The organism is Flavobacterium chungnamense (genome assembly GCF_039539165.1).
Taxonomy (GTDB): Bacteria; Bacteroidota; Bacteroidia; order Flavobacteriales; family Flavobacteriaceae; genus Flavobacterium; species Flavobacterium chungnamense.
The window spans coordinates 164,616-181,117 of sequence record NZ_BAABCS010000003.1 but is presented as its reverse complement, the minus strand read 5'-3'; the positions used below and the strand labels follow the sequence as shown (position 1 = coordinate 181,117).

Annotated in this window: 22 protein-coding genes; 8 read left to right on the top strand and 14 right to left on the bottom strand. The window is 31.7% G+C overall.

Features of this window, described 5'->3' with window-relative positions:
• Positions 1-13 precede the first annotated feature (13 nt).
• Positions 14-247, top strand: coding sequence for a hypothetical protein (locus ABD771_RS01440; RefSeq protein WP_345089589.1), 234 nt, complete (start codon positions 14-16; stop codon positions 245-247).
• Here the strand turns inward: ABD771_RS01440 and ABD771_RS01435 are convergent, their stop codons facing one another.
• The 3 genes from ABD771_RS01435 to rlmD are packed head-to-tail and all read right to left on the bottom strand — an operon-like array spanning position 248 to position 2,902.
• Positions 248-979 carry a DUF6048 family protein gene (locus ABD771_RS01435; RefSeq protein ID WP_345089586.1) on the bottom strand — a complete coding sequence of 244 codons (732 nt, stop codon included), beginning with the start codon at positions 977-979 and terminating at the stop codon, positions 248-250.
• Entirely contained in the window at positions 951-1,454 is a 504-nt protein-coding gene (locus tag ABD771_RS01430) for a DUF6452 family protein (RefSeq protein ID WP_345089583.1), read from the bottom strand. Before ABD771_RS01430 ends, ABD771_RS01435 begins: the two co-directional genes overlap by 29 nt.
• Positions 1,455-1,486: 32 nt before the next feature.
• Positions 1,487-2,902 carry a 23S rRNA (uracil(1939)-C(5))-methyltransferase RlmD gene (rlmD, locus tag ABD771_RS01425; protein WP_345089580.1) on the bottom strand — a complete coding sequence of 472 codons (1,416 nt, stop codon included), beginning with the start codon at positions 2,900-2,902 and terminating at the stop codon, positions 1,487-1,489.
• Between the two features lie 77 nt (positions 2,903-2,979).
• Between rlmD and ABD771_RS01420 the strand changes: the two genes are divergently transcribed.
• The 4 genes from ABD771_RS01420 (at position 2,980) to rocD (ending at position 6,362) form a co-directional block, all read left to right on the top strand.
• A complete protein-coding gene (locus tag ABD771_RS01420; RefSeq protein WP_345089577.1) occupies positions 2,980-3,516 on the top strand; it encodes a DUF1697 domain-containing protein in 537 nt (178 codons plus the stop codon).
• Between the two features lie 158 nt (positions 3,517-3,674).
• Positions 3,675-4,085: an OsmC family peroxiredoxin gene (locus ABD771_RS01415; protein ID WP_345089574.1), complete on the top strand. Its 411-nt coding sequence runs from the start codon at positions 3,675-3,677 to the stop codon at positions 4,083-4,085.
• Positions 4,086-4,233: 148 nt separating this feature from the next.
• A complete protein-coding gene (locus ABD771_RS01410; protein ID WP_345089571.1) occupies positions 4,234-4,935 on the top strand; it encodes a DUF1003 domain-containing protein in 702 nt (233 codons plus the stop codon).
• Between the two features lie 146 nt (positions 4,936-5,081).
• Entirely contained in the window at positions 5,082-6,362 is a 1,281-nt protein-coding gene (rocD, locus tag ABD771_RS01405) for an ornithine--oxo-acid transaminase (protein WP_345089568.1), read from the top strand.
• 61 nt (positions 6,363-6,423) lie between these two features.
• Here rocD and ABD771_RS01400 read toward each other — a convergent pair whose 3' ends face one another.
• Both ABD771_RS01400 and ABD771_RS01395 read right to left on the bottom strand, forming a co-directional pair.
• Entirely contained in the window at positions 6,424-6,756 is a 333-nt protein-coding gene (locus ABD771_RS01400; protein ID WP_298306765.1) for a CCC motif membrane protein, read from the bottom strand.
• Positions 6,757-6,782: 26 nt separating this feature from the next.
• Positions 6,783-7,064, bottom strand: a complete 282-nt coding sequence (locus ABD771_RS01395; RefSeq protein ID WP_345089565.1) for a DUF2752 domain-containing protein — start codon at positions 7,062-7,064, stop codon at positions 6,783-6,785.
• A gap of 96 nt (positions 7,065-7,160) precedes the next feature.
• Between ABD771_RS01395 and ABD771_RS01390 the strand changes: the two genes are divergently transcribed.
• From ABD771_RS01390 to ABD771_RS01380, 3 genes are all read left to right on the top strand, one after another.
• A complete protein-coding gene (locus ABD771_RS01390) occupies positions 7,161-7,334 on the top strand; it encodes a hypothetical protein (RefSeq protein WP_345089562.1) in 174 nt (57 codons plus the stop codon).
• Entirely contained in the window at positions 7,324-7,887 is a 564-nt protein-coding gene (locus tag ABD771_RS01385; protein ID WP_345089559.1) for a Smr/MutS family protein, read from the top strand. The genes ABD771_RS01390 and ABD771_RS01385 overlap by 11 nt, the downstream gene beginning before the upstream one ends.
• Positions 7,888-7,968: 81 nt before the next feature.
• Positions 7,969-9,090 carry a cysteine desulfurase family protein gene (locus tag ABD771_RS01380; protein WP_345089556.1) on the top strand — a complete coding sequence of 374 codons (1,122 nt, stop codon included), beginning with the start codon at positions 7,969-7,971 and terminating at the stop codon, positions 9,088-9,090.
• Position 9,091: 1 nt separating this feature from the next.
• Here the strand turns inward: ABD771_RS01380 and ABD771_RS01375 are convergent, their stop codons facing one another.
• The 9 genes from ABD771_RS01375 to ABD771_RS01335 all read right to left on the bottom strand — a co-directional run bounded on the left by ABD771_RS01375 (position 9,092) and on the right by ABD771_RS01335 (position 16,480).
• Entirely contained in the window at positions 9,092-9,445 is a 354-nt protein-coding gene (locus ABD771_RS01375; RefSeq protein ID WP_345089553.1) for an iron chaperone, read from the bottom strand.
• 82 nt (positions 9,446-9,527) lie between these two features.
• Positions 9,528-10,241 (bottom strand): SIMPL domain-containing protein, encoded by a 714-nt coding sequence (locus ABD771_RS01370; protein ID WP_345089550.1) that lies wholly within the window; start codon positions 10,239-10,241, stop codon positions 9,528-9,530.
• Between the two features lie 113 nt (positions 10,242-10,354).
• A complete protein-coding gene (locus tag ABD771_RS01365; protein ID WP_345089548.1) occupies positions 10,355-11,311 on the bottom strand; it encodes an MlaD family protein in 957 nt (318 codons plus the stop codon).
• 8 nt (positions 11,312-11,319) lie between these two features.
• Positions 11,320-12,069, bottom strand: coding sequence for an ABC transporter ATP-binding protein (locus ABD771_RS01360; protein WP_345089545.1), 750 nt, complete (start codon positions 12,067-12,069; stop codon positions 11,320-11,322).
• Positions 12,066-12,848 (bottom strand): MlaE family ABC transporter permease, encoded by a 783-nt coding sequence (locus ABD771_RS01355; protein WP_345089542.1) that lies wholly within the window; start codon positions 12,846-12,848, stop codon positions 12,066-12,068. The genes ABD771_RS01360 and ABD771_RS01355 overlap by 4 nt, the downstream gene beginning before the upstream one ends.
• Positions 12,849-12,986: 138 nt before the next feature.
• Positions 12,987-13,550, bottom strand: coding sequence for a helix-turn-helix domain-containing protein (locus ABD771_RS01350; protein ID WP_345089539.1), 564 nt, complete (start codon positions 13,548-13,550; stop codon positions 12,987-12,989).
• Positions 13,551-13,775: 225 nt separating this feature from the next.
• Positions 13,776-15,164: a dihydrolipoyl dehydrogenase gene (gene lpdA / locus ABD771_RS01345; RefSeq protein WP_345089536.1), complete on the bottom strand. Its 1,389-nt coding sequence runs from the start codon at positions 15,162-15,164 to the stop codon at positions 13,776-13,778.
• A 163-nt stretch (positions 15,165-15,327) separates the two neighbouring features.
• Complete coding sequence (locus ABD771_RS01340; protein ID WP_345089533.1) at positions 15,328-15,837, bottom strand: hypothetical protein; 510 nt, start codon at positions 15,835-15,837, stop codon at positions 15,328-15,330.
• A gap of 4 nt (positions 15,838-15,841) precedes the next feature.
• Entirely contained in the window at positions 15,842-16,480 is a 639-nt protein-coding gene (locus ABD771_RS01335) for a DUF2238 domain-containing protein (protein ID WP_345089530.1), read from the bottom strand.
• Positions 16,481-16,502 lie beyond the last annotated feature (22 nt).

Here is a 16,502-nt window from a genome sequence, read left to right as displayed (position 1 = left end):
CACAACAGAAAAAATGAGTAAATCAACAAAATCATTTATTTACAACATGTTAAGTTTTGCGGCTTTCTTTTTGCCGTTACAGGTTGCTGTTTCAGCGTTTACAGATTTGAAAGGAATTTGGATATTGGTAGTAGCTTTTGTTATAGCAACGATTTTTGCGCCAAAATTTCAAGCCGTTAAAACTAAAGACGGTGAAAAATTGTTTATGAAAGTTATTTTTGTAAAAGGAGTGAAGGAGATAAATTAATTATTTCTTTTTCTCTTCTTTAGGTTTAACCTCAGATTTAAAAATAGGAACAAAATAGGAAATGGTGTAGTTTATTCCTACGCCAAATTTTCCGTCATAGGTTCTGTTGAAACCTGGAATGTAAAGATTATCAAATCCATCTGGTTTTTTATTGGAAACTAAATAGTTTAATCGCAAACTCATTCCAACATAGAAATTTTTAAACATTTCTGCTTTTGCACCAGCTACAACTTCAATCCATTGCGCTGTTAATCCACTGTATTTTTGACCTGATGGTATTTCTGGAGCTTGTCCAAAATAAGGATTCGGATTATAAATAGTGTAAGAATTCAAAGTTTGGCTAAACGAACTAAATCCGTAGCGCATACCAACGTATAGCATGTTATTCATGCCCAACCAATTTTCATATCCATTAAAATCAAAACCTGCTTTCAAGTAAGTTCCTTTGGTAGTAAAGTTCAATCGGTCGTCATCTACAGTTTTATTTTCTGTTCCAATTTCTGCAGCTATGTAGTGCTTTCTGGTTAATTTGAAATCACCAACTAATTCAATTCCACGATAGTCTTTTTCATAAAACGAACGCGTTAATTTGAACAAATCAACACCAACTCTCAAACCATAATGATCTGTTTTTGGTTTGATACTGTCTTTGACTTTCACTTCTTGAGCATTTCCCAAAAACGAAACTACTAGTAATAGTAGACTAAAAGAATATTTTAACGTGTACTTCATTTTCGTTTTCAAGGTTAGCTTTTATAATTACTATATTTTTTATCCAAGAGCTAGCGCTACTAAATGGTTCTGTTGGAACTATTGGACTTGTAGGATTTAAAGTAAATAAAGTTTTAAAACCACAAGCGCGTGAAATATAAACTTCATTTCTTGAGTAATTAAACTGTAAAATATCTTCGTTATCATTAGTTGCATCAGAATCACTTCCGTTCTGAATGAAACGCAATGTAGTAGTATCTTCTGTAGTTTTTAATGGAACTTGAATCTTATTAACTCCAGTAAAACCAATTCCTTCTGTAAAACTTGGTGCAATAACTCCCAAATTAGTTACACTTTTCAAAGTTTCAGTTGAAGCATTAAAATCATAAAATTCAATTACTAATCTAGGAGTAGTAGATGTATTTTCATCGCAAATATCATCCTTCTCGCATCCTAAAAGCGAAAACACAAACAATAACAAAAATATCTTTTTCATAGGTCTTTGTACTTAATACTCAAATCTTAATACTATCTCAACTCCAAAAGTACAACATTTTCCACATGATGCGTTTGAGGAAACATATCTACAGGTCGCACACGAGTAACTTTATACATTTCGTCCATTAAAGCCAAATCTCTTGCTTGAGTTGCAGAATTACAACTTACGTAAACAATTTTCGGAGCACCAGTTTTCAATAACATTTCCACAACATCTTTATGCATTCCGTCTCTTGGTGGATCGGTTATTATTACATCTGGTTTTCCATGTTTCGCAATAAAATCGTCGTTGAAAACATTTTTCATATCTCCAACATAAAACTCACAATTGGTAATTTCATTGCGTTTTGCATTTTCTTTAGCATCAGCAATCGCTTCCGGAACGGCTTCTACACCAATTACTTTTTTTGCTTTTTTAGAAACAAATTGTGCAATAGTTCCAGTTCCTGTATATAAATCATAAACGACTTCGTTGCCAGTTAAACCAGCAAATTCTCTTGTAATTTTGTATAATTCATACGCTTGGTCGGAATTGGTTTGGTAAAACGATTTAGCGTTGATGCTAAATTTCAAACCTTCCATTTCTTCCAAAATGTAATCTCTTCCTTTATATAGTTTGATGTCTTGGTCGTAAAGTGTGTCGTTAGCTTTGCTATTGATTACATATTGCAACGAAGTAATTTGTGGGAATTTTTCATGAATAAAATCCATCATCAACTCACGATTGGCTTTGTCATCTTCAAAAAATTGAATCAAAACCATAATCTCGCCAGTCGAAGCGGTTCTAATCATTAAAGTTCGCAACAAACCTTCGTGATTTCTTGCATTGAAGAACGTCATTCCGTTTTTATCGGCAAATTCTTTTATCGAATTTCTAATATCGTTTGATGGATCTTCTTGCAACCAACATTTGTCAATGTCTAAAATCTTGTCCCACATTTTCGGAACGTGAAATCCTAAAGCATTTTTCTTGCTCAAATTTTCCTCACTCGATTGAATCTGACTTTCGGTCAACCAACGCGTATCCGAAAATCCGAATTCCATTTTGTTTCTGTAGAACAACTGTTTTTCTGAACCTAAAATCGGTTCAAAGTCAGGTAAATCGATTTTACCAATGCGTTTTAGGTTATTGAAGACTTCGTTATTTTTGTAAAACAATTGTTGTTCATACTTCATGTTTTGCCATTTACAACCGCCACAAGCACCAAAATGCTCGCAAACTGGTTCGATACGATTTTCTGAAAAAGAGTGAAATTTTATCGCTTTTCCTTCAAAATACGATTTACGTTTCTTGAATGTTTGCACATCCACCACATCGCCAGGCACAACGTTTGGTATAAATATTACTTGTCCTTCAGGAGCTTTGGCTACCGAAACACCTTTGGCACCAGCATCAAGCACGGTAACGTTTTCAAATATAATTCTGTCTGTCTTCTTTTTTCCCATGAGGCAAAAATAATGTATTGGTTTGTTTTATAAGAATCTTTAAGAAAAAAATATAATTTAGCAGAATATTTAATTTTATGAAACACCTAGCATTACTACGCGGCATCAACGTCTCAGGACACAACATGATAAAAATGGAAGCGCTCAAAACTACGTTGGAAGCCACTGGGTTTACTAATGTGGTTACGTATATCCAAAGTGGGAATGTTTTTGTAGAAACTGTGGAAGAAAGCGGTTTTGGTGTGGGTTTCAAAATTAAACAAGAAATCTTCAAAACCTTTGGTCACGAAGTTCCAGTGATTGTAATTGGTAAAAATGATTTGGAGTTGTGTTTTAAAAACAATCCTTTTTTGAAACAAAAAGACGTTGATACTAAAAAGTTGTACGTGGCTTTTATTTCAAAAGAGTTATCAAGTTCTGCCATAAACGAATTAAAAATCAGCCAATTCAAACCCGACGAAGCCGTAATTGATGGTAACAGAATCTTCATAAAATACGATATAGGCGCAGGAAAAACCAGACTGGACCAAAAACACATCGAGAAAAAACTAAACGTAACAGCAACCATTAGAAATTGGAATACCGTTACAAAGTTGTTGGAAATGTTTGAGTAGAAAGTACGAAGTACGAAATACGAAGTACAAAGTTATAAGAAACTACAAATGTAACTTTTAGAAGGAAAAAGCTATTCTTTTATTAGAAATAACAATAATTATGTAACATTCTTGTAACAAACATTTTCTAATTTTGACAAATTTAAAATAAGAAAGTTATGAAAAGAAATGCAACAGCCCAATGGCAAGGTTCGGTAAAAGAAGGAAAAGGTTCGCTTACTTCACAAAGCACAACATTAAATAATACACAGTATTCATTCCATTCACGTTTTGAAGATGGTGTTGGAACTAATCCAGAGGAATTGGTTGCTGCAGCTCATGCAGGTTGTTTTACCATGCAATTATCTGCTTTTTTAACAGAAGATGGCTTTACAGTAGAAAATATTCAAACCAAATGTGACATCAATTTAGTAACTGGTTCTATTGTAAGTTCACATTTAACAATAGAAGCAAAAATCCCTGAAATTTCTGATGAAGATTTTCAAGCATTAGTTACTAAAGCAGAGAAAAATTGTCCAATTTCTAAGTTATTAAATACAGAAATCACTTCAACAGCTACTTTAGTTTAATCGATTTATATAGTTTATAGAAACCTCATTTCTTAATTGAAGTGAGGTTTTTTGTTTTTAAAATATCGTAAATTAGCAAGAATTTTAAAGTTAGTATAGAAATTATAACCAACTTCACGTTTGCAAAAGCAAATTCAATAAATTACTTATGAAAGATAAAGCAATATTTAAAAGCGCCATTTCAGGAATCGAATTTCCTGAGAAGGAAAAAGTTTCGGGCAAATCGATTCGTGTTCCAATTTTAAATTTGATTAAAGAAGAATATCCAACTTTTGATGAAAATCAATTTATTGCCGACAGCGAACTGAATGTGTATCGTGAAAAATACATTTCTAAATTTTTGCAAACAGAAGTTGGTGAATTAAATGAATTGCAAAAGAAAGTAGTCAAATCTATTAAAGGTAATAAGTCTTTTGTATCTAAAGTAGAAGATGAAGTTGATAATAGAACTTTCGGTCAAGTAGTAGCTGATAAAGTAGCCGATTTTGGAGGAAGTTGGACGTTTATAATTTCGTTTTTCATCTTTATCATGATTTGGATAGCGTCAAATGTATACTTGTTGATGAACAAAGGATTTGATCCGTATCCGTTTATATTACTGAATTTGATTTTGTCTTGTTTGGCGGCGCTTCAAGCTCCGGTTATCATGATGAGCCAAAACCGTCAAGAAGAAAAAGACCGCGAAAGAGCCAAAAAAGATTACATGATTAATTTAAAGTCAGAACTCGAAATTAGAATGCTCGACGAAAAATTAGATCATTTAATCATGCACCAACAACAAGAATTAATAGAAATTCAAAAAGTGCAAATCGAAATGATGAATGATATTTTGGAAAAGATAAAGAAATAGTAAAAAGAATCTAAGAGTCTAACAATCTAATAATCTAACAATCTTTTTTACTACTTTTGCTAAAGTTTATGGATGATTTCTCTCCACAAGAAGGAATTGATATTTTAGAATAGCCCATAACGAGTTTGGGTAAAAAAAGAAAAATTATGTCAGTTTTAGAAAAAATGAGTTCTGCCGATGCTATTGCATTAGAAGATAAATACGGAGCTCACAATTATCATCCACTACCAGTAGTTTTGAGTAGAGGAGAAGGTGTTTATGTTTGGGATGTTGAAGGAAAAAAATATTACGATTTTCTTTCGGCTTATTCAGCAGTAAATCAAGGACATTGTCATCCAAAAATTGTTGGAGCAATGGTTAATCAAGCGCAGACTTTAACTTTAACTTCAAGAGCTTTTTACAACGATAAGTTGGGAGTTTATGAAGAATTTGTAACAAAATACTTTGGATTTGATAAAGTGCTTCCAATGAATACTGGTGCTGAAGCAGTAGAAACAGCTTTGAAACTTTGTAGAAAATGGGCGTATGAGAAAAAAGGAATTCATGAAAACGAAGCAGAAATAATCGTTTGTGACGGAAATTTCCACGGAAGAACTACGACTATCATTTCGTTTTCAAATGATGAAAACGCTAGAAAGAATTTCGGACCTTATACAGCAGGATTTATCAAAATTCCTTACGATGACATCGAAGCGTTAGAAAATGCGCTTAAATCGTCTAAAAATATCGCAGGTTTCCTTGTAGAACCTATTCAAGGTGAAGCAGGAGTTTATACACCAGCAGAAGATTATTTGGCGAAAGCTAAAGCACTTTGTGCAGCTAACAACGTTTTGTTTATCGCTGATGAGGTTCAAACCGGAATTGCAAGAACAGGTTCGATATTGGCAGTTTGCGGAAATTGTACTTGTGAAAATGCTTGCGAAAAACAAGCGACTTATGTAGCTCCAGATATTTTAATTCTTGGTAAAGCTTTGTCAGGTGGTGCTTATCCAGTTTCGGCTGTTTTGGCTAATGATCACATTATGAATGTTATAAAACCAGGTCAACACGGTTCTACTTTTGGTGGAAATCCTGTTGCAGGTGCTGTTGCCATTGCTGCTTTGGAAGTTGTTAATGATGAAAACTTATCTCAAAATGCACGTCGTTTAGGGAAAATTTTCAGAGAGAAAATCGGTGAATTTGTAAAAGTATCGAATATTGCTACTTTGGTTCGTGGAAAAGGTTTGCTAAATGCAATTGTAATCAACGATACGGAAGAAAGTGATACGGCTTGGAATATTTGTATGGCATTGCGCGATAACGGATTATTGGCTAAGCCAACTCATGGAAATATTATTCGTTTCGCTCCGCCATTAGTAATGAACGAAGAACAATTGTTAGATTGTATTTCGATTATTGTAACAACTTTAAAACAGTTTGAAAAGTAAATAATTGAGATAAATAAAAAAAAACCGTCTTGTGCATAACGAGACGGTTTTTTTATGTGAATTAGTTTCCTTGTAATTCTTTAATTCTTTCTTGTAATACTGCAGGATCACTTAATGCATCCATTCCAATCATTGAAATAATCCAAATGAAATAAGCAAGTACAAGAATGTTCAGAACGATTCCAATTATTGAAAGAATTCTACCGATGTTCAAGTTTTGATAATTGTCAAAATCTTGAGGCGCAGCATTGTACATTGCGAAATCTTTTCTTGAAATAGCTAGTCCTATGATACTCAGAATCAATCCGATGATACCATAGCACCAACATAAAAGAATTGACAATATTCCTAAGACTAAAACAGCAGTTGCGTTGGGTAATTTTCGATTTTCCATTTTTATATAGTTTTTGGTTTTAAAGTTTAATAAAGAAATTTCATTTTGTAAACATAAGAAATAATCATAATACTAGCATTTGCAATAGCTAAAAATATGACCATTTTATGGTATTCTCTTCTTTTGTCAAAAAGATGCAATCCAATAAATACAAAGAAAAAGATTGTGGTATAAATAGCTGGAAAAATTTCGAATGCTTTTATAAACTCTCCATGAAACAGAAAATTAATGGAGCGTTGAATTCCGCAACCAATACAATCTAGTCCGGTGTAGGATTTAAAAAAACAAGGCAGCATATATTCTTCCATCGTTCAGATTTATATATTACAATTTTACAAATAAAAAATTAAAATACATCATTCTAATATTAAGTTTTCTATTTTTGATTTTTTAAAATAATGATGATGAAAAAATTATTAATTCCCATTTTGCTGATTGCTTTTTTTGTTGCTTTTTGGAACCAAAATAGTGAGAAGCCAAACCTGTTTATCACGATAATTGCTGTTCTAATTTTTATGTTTGGCATGATGAAATTATCGGCAAAAGTTCCACCAAAAGATGATGAAAATGACAGCTAAAATATTTGAAGTAGGAGATAGGGTTTCAGTTTTGGATGAAGCAATAAATGGTGTTGTTGTTACTGTTGAAAATAATGAAATCACCATCGAAACAACAGATGGATTTATGATGACATATTTTGTCAACGAATTGATTAAAGAAAACAATACCAATTATTTAGGTTCAATCAATACAACTGATACTTTACATAAAAAAAATATTGATTCAACACCTAAAAAAAAGAATAATGTTCCAGTTTTTAAGTCGGATAAGATTGAAAAAGGCATCCCAGAATTTGATTTGCACATCGAAAAATTAGTTAAAAATTTTCGTGGAATGAACAATTTTGACATCCTCAATATTCAAACAGAAACGGCAAAAAGACACATTGAATTTGCTATTAGAAATCGCATTCCGAAAATCGTTTTTATACATGGTGTTGGTGAAGGAGTTTTGAAAGCTGAATTGGATTTTATGTTAAAACGATATGAGAATATTTCGTTTCAAGATGCCAATTATCAAAAATATGGATTGGGTGCAACTGAAGTTTATTTTAAGCAAAATGTAAAATAATAATCAGTATTTTTGCATTTATAATATCCAAATAGAAATGTAAATTCAACACAAAAAGATGTTGAAATTAGTATAGAATTCATGAAAAAAATATACCTCGATAACGCTGCAACAACTCAAGTTCGTCAAGAAGTAATCAATGAAATGATTGGTGTACTTCAAAATGATTTTGGAAATCCATCGTCTACACACAGTTTTGGTAGAAGTGCAAAAACGATTTTAGAAACATCGAGAAAGTCTGTAGCCAAACTTATGGGTTGTAATGCGCAAGAAATTATTTTTACCGCTAATGCTACCGAAGCTACCAATTGGATTCTTAAAAGCGCTGTAAATGACTTGAAAGTAGAAAGAATCATAACAAGTAAAGTAGAACATCACGCTACTTTGTACACCGTTAAAAATTTGCAAAAGCAATTCGGAATTGAAGTTGACTACGTAAATATTTTGCCTTCTGGAACTATAGATATTACTCATTTGGTAACGTTATTGGCTAAAAGCGGAAAGACTTTAGTAACGTTAATGCATGTTAATAATGAAATTGGTGCTGTTTTAGACATTGAAAAAGTAGGTAGAATTTGTCATCAGCATGATGCTTTATTTCATTGTGACACGGTGCAATCTGTTGGAAAAAAGGAGTTTAATTTACACGAACTTCCTATTGATTTTGCAGTAGCAAGTGCGCATAAATTTCATGGACCAAAAGGAGCAGGATTTGCTTACGTAAAGAAAGGCATCGTTTTGCAGCCTTTTTTATATGGTGGCGAGCAAGAAAAAGGACTTCGTGCCGGAACTGAAGCAGTGCATCAAGTAGCTGGAATGGCTAAAGCATTAGAACTATCTTACGAACATTTAGTGGAAGAACGACAAACTATTTCAGATTTGAAAAGCTATTGTGAAGAGCAATTAAAACTCAATTTTCAAGAGATTAAAGTTAACGGAAGCGATACTTTTTATAATATTTTGAATGTTTTACTTCCTTTTTCAGAAGAAAAAACGGCTATGATTTTATTTAATTTAGATATGAAAGGAATTGCTGTTTCTCGCGGAAGCGCCTGTCAAAGCGGAAGTGTAAAGCCATCACACGTATTATCAGAAATCTTAGCAGAGGAAGATTTGAAAAAGCCAAGCCTTCGAATATCTTTCAGTCATTACAATACCAAAGAAGATATTGATGCTCTGATTGATGGATTAAAAGGGATTTAAATTATTTTTTAAGTACTTCGGAAACTCTAAATTTCACAATTTTTGTTATCAAATCTAAAGGCATTGGTTCGTTTATAGGAAATTGAACCGAACCTTTTCCTTGTTTGTATTTAGCTAATTCTTCTGTAAATTCGGCATGTCCAGTTGGTGTTGCGTAAAATCCAATATGGTTTTTGTAACCAGCAAAATTGACCAAAGCTTTTCCATTTAATTTATAAGCAGGCATTCCGTAACTGATGCTTTCATTGACTTCTGGAGCTGCACTTTTTATAGTTTTTCTAACTTCTTGTAAGATAATTTGTGTTGCTGCTGGAAAGCTAGAAATGTACTCGTCGGTAGATTTTGGTTTGTCCATTTGTTGTCTTTTAATCTATCAAATATATAAAAATCCTCAACTACTTTTGCAATTGAGGATTCGTATTTGGCATCTAAAAAGATTAATCAATCTTGGTATTCATATTTACATTTGCTGTATAATTAAGTAATTGACCGCTTGCTGAAACACCTTCGCCTCCCATACTTTTGTTATAGGTTTGGAGATTTCCAGAATTCACCGACATGTTAATAGCATTCACTGGACTATTGCTAGATTTTAAATAAGTAATTTTTCCAACTTTTAGTTTTGCGGCTCTAGCTAATCTTTCGGTTGTTTCAATGGCATCAGCTACGGCAAGTTCTTGTGCTTGCTTCATAAAAGTGGCAGCTTCTGTATGAAAATAAGCCACTTTTTCAATTTCATAGATCTTAGTTTTTAAAATTTCTTCGGTAAAATCTTGCATTCTTTTGATGTCTTTTAGAGTAAAAATAATTTTTTGATTGGATTCAAAACCTACAAAAACTTCTTTCTTTTGAGCATTGTCGTATTTGAATTCTTTGTCAGTATAAATTAGACTTACCTTAATATCGGTAGTGTCTGAAACGTATTTTTTGATTATTGTAAGTACGTCTTTTGAAGTTTTTTGTGTTTCGTTCATAGCGTCACGAAGTGCTGGTTTTACAAATCTAACGGCAATAGTAATATGTGCAGCATTTGGAAAAGTAGATTTGGTTCCAACACCAACAACACTTATGGTATTGTCATCATTAATAGCGTTTTGAGAGAATACAATGCCGCTAAATAAGCAACAAATTAAGAAGAAAAAGTTTTTCATTTGGTTATAGTTTTGATTTCCTCTGAAAACGATTTATTTTATTAAATAGTATAAAATAATCCTCAACTACTTTTGTAATTGAGGATTATATCTTTGTAAGTTGATGTTGTGTTTTATTTTTTTGCGGCTTTAGCTTTAGCTTTTTCTTGTTTTTTGAAATATCCTCTGAAAAAGAAATTGTGTTTCAAAGCTTCTAAGTTTTCGTTCAGTTTACTACTTGCTTGGTTTAAATTAATCATAGTAGAATCAATTTGTTTTACCAATTTAGGATCATTTGAAAGGTAATTTAAAGCTCCTTTTCCGTCTTTTAAATTAGTTATGGTTTTATTGATTTGCTCACTTGATTTTTCTAAATTCACAATAATCATTTTTATTTTTCTTCCTGTGACTGTATCTTTTAATGCTCCAACAACGTTGTCTTTATTGTTTAAATCATTGATAATTTTATTCAAATTAGCCATTGATTTTGAAGTACTTTGGGTTGTTACTTTTAAATTATAAATTGTTTGTTTCAAATCGTCACTCATCACGGTATCGTTTATCAACATTCCGATAGTACCTTTTTTACTATTAATTTGATTGGTGATTTTTACTAAATTATCTGTAATTAACTTAGCATTTTCACTTGTAGAATTTATTGTTTTTAGAATTTCATCGGTTGATGCTTTGTTTTCTGATAAAATGACATCACCATCTTTAACCATTTCATTAGATTTTTTACCTGGAATTATATTTACAATCATGTTTCCGACCAAACCATCTGAACCTATTGAAGCCATCGCATCTTTTTTAATATGGGATGCAATATCTTCCTCGATTAGCATATCAACTTTTATAAGTGAATCATTTACAATAATTATTTTTTTCACAGTTCCAACGTTTATTCCTGAAAAACGAACGTTATTTCCATGTTGTAAACCATTTACATTTTTGAAAACGGCACTTATTTGAATAGTTTCATTGAACATATCTTTTTTATTACCAATAAAATAGATAGCAATTATGAAAAATAATGAGCCAATTATGACAAATATTCCAAGTTTAATTTTTTGATTTGTTGATTTTTCCATGTTCTATTTTATTTAAAAAAAGCTTCAATTTTTGGATCTTTAGAGGCAGATAATTCTGCAAAAGTTCCTTCGGCATAATTAATTCCATCGATTAATAAAATCATACGATTTGCAATAACTCTTGCGCAGTCAATATCATGCGTGATTATAATTGATGAAGTTTTATATTTTTCTTGAATTGATTTCATTAACATAATAATTTCTTTTGATGTAATTGGATCTAAACCAGTTGTGGGTTCGTCATATAAAATTATTTTGGGTTTCAGAATTAGCGTTCTTGCTAAAGCGATTCTACGTTTCATTCCGCCAGATAGTTCGTTTGGCATTAAATTGATTGTATTTGCCAAACCAACATTTTCTAAAGCTTCTATAACAAGTGGAGTTGTATCTTCAATTACTCCAAATTTTTTGGTATGTCTTCGTAATGGAAATTCTAAATTTTCTCTGACTGACATGGAATCATACAAAGCACTTCCTTGAAAAAGAAATCCAACTTCTGTTCTGATTTCATCTAAATCTTCTCTATGAATATCGTTCATGTTTTTGTCCATGATAATAATCGAACCGCTATCAGATTGTTCTAATCCGATTAAACATTTAATCATCACCGATTTACCTGAACCCGATTTACCCATAACTACAAGATTTTCACCTTCATATAAGTCTAAATGAAATCCATCTAAAACATGATTCGTTCCATAACTTTTGTGTAAATCTTTTACTTCTATAATTGGTTTTATGTTCGTTTTTTGCATCATAAATCATAAAATATATTAGTTACAAAAACAGCTATAAAGTCAATAATAAATAGTAACATAGAAATGAAAACAACGGCTTCATTAGCTGCTTTTCCAACTCCTGCGGTTCCTTTTTTACAATTATATCCTTTGAAACATCCTACAATTCCGATGGCAAATCCAAAGAAAAAACTTTTGATAGTTGATGGAATTACATCACTAAATTCTAAAATATTTATTACTTGATTAATATATAGCGTTAAAGAGACATCCGCTTTGAGATTCTCAACTAAATAAGAACCATATATTCCTATAACATCACCAAAAAAAACTAAAAGAGGTAGCATCAATGTTGTGGCTAAAACTCGAGTAACTACTAAATATTTATAAGGATTTGTTCCAGAAACTTCCATTGCGTCAATCTGTTCTGTAACTCGCATAGAACCCAATTCGGCTCCAATTCCTGATCCAATTCTTCCTGCGCAAATCAAAGCCGTTATAATTGGACCTATTTCACGAATTAATGAAACACTCACCATCGATGGAATCCAGGAAGCAGCACCAAATTCTTCTAAAGTTGGTCGTGATTGTAAGGTAAAAACTAATCCGATAATAAAACCTGTTACTCCAACTAGTAATAAGGAACGATTTCCCATGAAGTAGCATTGTCGAATAAATTCTTTGAATTCAAATGGACGTTTGAAAACCTCAACAAAAAATTTACCAGTGAAATAGGAGAGTTCACCGATTTCAATAAAGAACGATTTTAAAGATTCTATAAACTTCGAAATCATGTCCATTTTTAAAGAATTAGTTTCATTATGAAACGATTATAATAAAGTTACAACATTTTATTGAATATATTGTAAAAAAAATGAACAAAAAAATCTATTTGAGTAAACAAACAGATTTAATTATTTTGAGGTAATAAGGAAATTCTATAATTCCTCCAACATGATTCTTTTTTTGTGTTTTTTTATTTTTTTGAAATAAGTAGGAGTTAAACCTGTAATTTTTTTAAACTGATGTGACAAATGGGCTACACTACTATATTCCATTAATAAACTTATCTCGGTTAGACTTAATTCGTCATAAAGGAGCAATTCCTTTACTCTTTCTATTTTATTTAAGATTATGTAATTAGCGATAGTGGTTCCATTAATTTCTGAAAAAAGGGATGCTAAATGATTATAATTATAGTCTAATTTCTCACTTATATAATCGGAATAGTTTACTTTGGGATATTTTTCTGAATAATGAATAAGTTCAATAATAGTAGTTTTAGTTTTCTCTATTAGCAATGACTTTTTGTCATCGATGAGTTCAAGTCCTTTTTTCAAAAGTCCTTTTCTTAAGAGTTCCCTTTCATCACCAGAAATATCTTTTTTAAGATTTACTTCACCAAGTTCTATAGAGCTTTGTTTAAGCTTTAATTTGTCTAATTCTTCTTTAACTGCAATTTTGCAACGAAGTGAAACCATATATTTTATATGTATTTTCATAATATAATTTTTTTAATAGCAGCATATTAGCTAATAGTTGATTTATATCATATACTTTTATAATGTCTATTCTTGTAAAGATATGATTTTTTAGCGGTGCAAAGCTAACTTTAACTAAACTAACTTTGTTACATAATTTTAGGGTCAATTTATATATTTCCTTAAAATAAAAAATCCGTTTAGCAATTAAACTAAACGGATTGATTTAAACTTCGTATTTCGTAATTACAAATGTATTACTTCACCATAAGCATCAGCTACAGCTTCCATAACTGCTTCACTCATAGTTGGATGCGGATGAATTGACTTTAAGATTTCGTGTCCTGTAGTTTCTAGTTTTCTTGCTACAACTGCTTCTGCAATCATATCAGTTACACCAGCACCAATCATGTGGCAACCTAACCATTCGCCATATTTTGCATCGAAAATTACTTTTACAAAACCATCTTTTGTTCCTGCAGCAGTCGCTTTTCCAGAAGCTGAGAATGGGAATTTACCAATTTTTAATTCGTATCCTTTTTCTTTAGCTTGTTTTTCTGTTAAACCAACAGATGCAATTTCTGGTGTTGCATAAGTACATCCCGGAACGTTTCCATAATCGATTGGTTCTACGTGTAAACCTGCTATTTTTTCAACACAATTAATTCCTTCAGCAGAAGCAACATGAGCTAATGCCTGACCTGGAGTTACATCACCAATAGCGTAATATCCTGGTACATTTGTTTGGTTGTATGCGTTTACTAAAATTTTGTCCCTATCTGTTGCAATTCCAACTTCTTCAAGACCAATATTTTCGATATTTGTTTTAATTCCAACTGCAGAAAGCAAAATATCAGCTTCAAGAATTTCTTCACCTTTAGCTGTTTTTACATAAGCTTTTACACCATTTCCTGATGTGTCAATACGCTCTACAGAAGAATTAGTCAAGATATTCACACCAGCTTTTTTCATTGAACGTTCCATTTGTTTCGAAATATCTTCGTCTTCAACCGGAACAATATTTGGCATAAACTCCACAATAGTAACTTCTGTTCCCATTGAATTATAAAAATGCGCAAATTCAACACCAATAGCACCAGAACCAACAACAATCATTTTCTTTGGTTGCATAGGTAAGGTCATTGCTTGTCTGTATCCAATAACTTTTACACCATCTTGAGGAAGATTTGGTAATTCTCTTGAACGTGCTCCAGTGGCAATAATAATATGGTCAGCTGAAAATTCTGTAACTTTTCCATCTGCAGCAGTTACATCAACTTTTTTACCTGGTTTTATTTTACCAAATCCATCAATAACGTCGATTTTATTCTTCTTCATTAAGAATTGAACTCCTTTACTCATGCCATCAGCAACATCACGTGAACGTTTTACAACAGCAGAAAAGTCTTTATCAAATTCTTTAATGGTTAATCCATAATCGGAAGCATGTTTTAGGTAATCAAATACTTGAGCTGATTTTAAAAGTGCTTTTGTTGGAATACAACCCCAATTAAGGCAAATTCCACCAAGACTTTCTTTTTCAATAACGGCTACTTTAAAGCCCAATTGTGAAGCACGGATTGCCGTAACATAACCGCCTGGACCACTTCCTAAAACAATAATATCGTATTTCATTTTGTTCGTGTTTATTTTTTATTTGTACAAAATGCAGTCGCTTGCGCTCGTGTCATTATACGTGTGATTTCTTAATTAATTTAGATTGCAAAATTAGTAAAAAAGTTTAAAAGTTTATGAGTTTAATAGTTTAAAAGTTTAAGTGTTTAAATGGTCTCAACTTCTAGCCTAAAGAAGCAATTAAATCTTCCATTTCTTTTTTTTGATCTGCATATTTTAATTGTAATTCGGAACCTTCACCCATTCTTCTATAGTAGTCAAATGCTTTCTTGGCAAAAAAACGTTTGTGAAAATTAGAAACTTCCAGATAATTAGGAAATATTTTATGAAAAAGCATTTCGTAATAGGCTTGCCATTCACGCTCTAATCGGTCTTCAATATAAGGTTTTCTTGATTTTTGACGTACATGTACCATTTCGTGCGTTATGAGTGTAAGAACTAAAGGCAACGAAAATTGAAAAATATTTTCTGGTATTCTGATGATTTGTTGTTCTCCAAAATCGCCTTCAGCCGTTAAGAGAATATAATTTGGTTCCGCTTTTTCTCTAAGTGCAAATCCTTTTAAATTATGATCTTGAATATCAAACATTTTTAGCAACCATTCAGCTGCTTCAATTGTTTTTCCATCATTATGATAGGCTTTAATTTTAGATTTTACTTTTTTATAATTCATAAAACTATTTTGAAATCATTCTTTTGATTATAGAAACAATAGTTGTTGCAATAATGGCTCCTGAAAATGCTAAGAAAATATCTTTTTGTGCATCCCAAATATCACCTTGTGTTCCAAGATAAGCATCACCTTGTGCTTTGAAGAAAACGTCAGCAACAGCCCATTCAATCAATTCGTAGAAACCGCTGACAGAAAGTGTAATCTCAATTGGTAACGTCCAAGCAACCCACGATGGAAATTTTAACCATTTCAAAAACATTTCTCGCATTGGGTAAGCCAATAAAAATCCGAAACTGAAATGTACAATTCTATCGTAATGATTTCGAGATAAATCTAAAGCATCTTTCAGCCAATATCCAAAAGGGTTTTCGGCATAAGTGTATTTGGAACCATAAACATGCAGACATAAATAGATGCAAACCAATAAATAGCTTAAATCACTGAAAATGAATTTTTTATAGGTAAAAATCATAAAACCTAAAAATAGAAATACTAAGGTGTTTTCTAAAATCCAATTGGCTGTATCTGTATTTCCTACATAAGAATTAATCCAATTAATCAGAAAAAATCCGATGAAAATTTTTAACCAAGTATTATTTTTTAAAGGAGTTCTTTCATCTGAAATTGCAATAGTAAATGCCATAGTTTTTATTTAATTTTCACCA